This is a genomic window from Moorena sp. SIO3I6 (assembly GCF_010672095.1).
Window position 1 is genome coordinate 1 of record NZ_JAAHHU010000880.1, and the last position, 2,033, is coordinate 2,033.

Annotated in this window: 2 pseudogenes; both read left to right on the forward strand. The window is 37.4% G+C overall.

The features are described from left to right. Nucleotides 1-108: 108 nt before the first annotated feature. A pseudogene (locus tag F6K49_RS43915) lies at nt 109-1,317 on the forward strand (hypothetical protein); the annotation flags it as partial. A 511-nt stretch (nt 1,318-1,828) separates the two neighbouring features. After that, nucleotides 1,829-2,033 (forward strand): annotated as a pseudogene (locus tag F6K49_RS43920) (Uma2 family endonuclease); the annotation flags it as partial.

Consider the following 2,033-nt stretch of genomic DNA (forward strand, 5'->3'; position numbering starts at 1 on the left):
CTGGGGGGGCGACGAAACAGTCTGAAATGCTTGGTATGTAAAGTTTGTAGGATTTTGTGGTATAAAAAGGTAGGTCTCTCAATTTGCAACAAGACCTACCTATAGACAATGTTACCAGAATTCTACCAAAACCATCTCAAAAGTCAATTGAGTCTAGCTGAATATATTTTCTTAAAAATTTTTATAAATCTATTACAGTCAATTAAAAAAGTTAATTTAGAAAAATTAGCCAATGCTCTCCCTTTACCCATTAAATTTAAAAGTAGAAGAAAAAGAATCCGAAGGTGCGCTTTCCGTTGGCGAATTAAATTCGCCACGGGTCGCACCTAAAGATTTTTATCGTTACCAAAGTTAACAATTGAAGACTTGTGGTTTCCAATAGTTGAAGAATGCTTGAAAAGATACTTTACCGATGAAAAACTAATTTATTTAGCAATTGATAGAACGAATTGGTGTTATATCAATTTATTCATGGTTAGCCTCATTTGGGATAAAAGCGATGCAGCGCGGTCTTGGGGGTTCCCCCCATGAGCGACTGCATCAAGACAGAGCGTTTCCACTATATTTTACCTTGTTACCCAAGTTAGGTAGTAGTAATTTAAAAGAACAACAAAGTATTTTATCAAAAGTTATCCCGATTTTAAAAAACTCTAAAATCTGTGTATTGGGAGATTGACCTTTGGTCACGCTTCGCGAACGAGAATTTTGTTCGGTAAAGTTAGCAAATCATCTTCAGGAATTGGGTAGAGATTTTTGTTTGCGTTTAAAAAAGAATGAGTTAGTTGAATATCAAAAAAAGAGTTGGATTAAATTAAATGATTTAGGTCTAGTACCTGGAGTGTCTTTATTTATTAAAGGAATTAAAGTCACGAAGACTCGTGGTTTCCTAAGTTTTAATATTGCCGCTAAATGGAAACGTAAACTTAACGGAGTAGCCCCAAAAGAAGGATGGTTTATTTTGACAAATTTGGATAGCTTAAATTCGGCGATTTCAGCCGACAAACAAAGATTTGATTCGTTGGCGAAGCCTGGCGAGCGAAGCGAGGCATGGAAATGTTTAGAGATTTTAAGACAGGTGGTTATAATTTAGAAAAGACTAACGTTGAAGGTAAACGCTTTATTTCTCTAGTTTTATTGATGATTATAGCTTATACTTCGGCAACTATTCAAGGTCATAACATTAAACGTAAAGGAATCCAAAACTATGTGTCTCGTGTAAAAGAATCTGGCCGATTGGAGAGAAGACATAGCAGTTTTTACGTTGGTTTATATGGTCAAACCTGGGTTAACTTCAAAGATGTTTGTCTAGAATTAGTAACCGAATTAATGAGACGTGGGTCCTAATAAGCGATGCAGCGCGGTCTTGGGGGTTTCCCCCATGAGCGACTGCATCAAGACAACGAAAGTATTATCAACGAGGTCTAAGGGCTAGATTACTTATAGAGTCTGCGTTTTAGATTATTTCGTCGCCCCCTCAGACAGAAGTGGGTAGCTTTTATGGGAATGATTTAGTGTTATCTCCTGGGTTTAAAGATATTAATTTGAAAGTGTCGGCAGTTTTTGATATATAGCAATTATTACTTGGGTGAGGTGCAAATTCTTTGGTTTTAGGGAATCGGGAATCGGGAATCGGGAATCGGCATTCTAGTTAAGCTACAAACAAAACGCTATTACAAGCAAAACGCTATAATTATTAAAATAATAGTTTTATCAGCAATAAAATTCTCCCCATCTCCCCATCTCCCCATCTCCCCACCTCCCCATCTCCCCATCTCCCCACTTTTCCCCTGTTCGCTGTTAAATAACAAATAAAGTAGAGCCGAAAATAATGAAATCAACTGCCACAATTACTCGGAACCCGACTATTCCTCCTTTAGAAAATGGGGATCAACTAACCCTTGCTGAATTTGAGCGTCGCTATTCCGCTATGGCTGATTTAAAAAAAGCCGAATTAATTGAAGGAATTGTTTACATGGCATCTCCCCTGAGAATTACACAACATGGTGAACCCCATGCTCAGATTATGTTGTGGT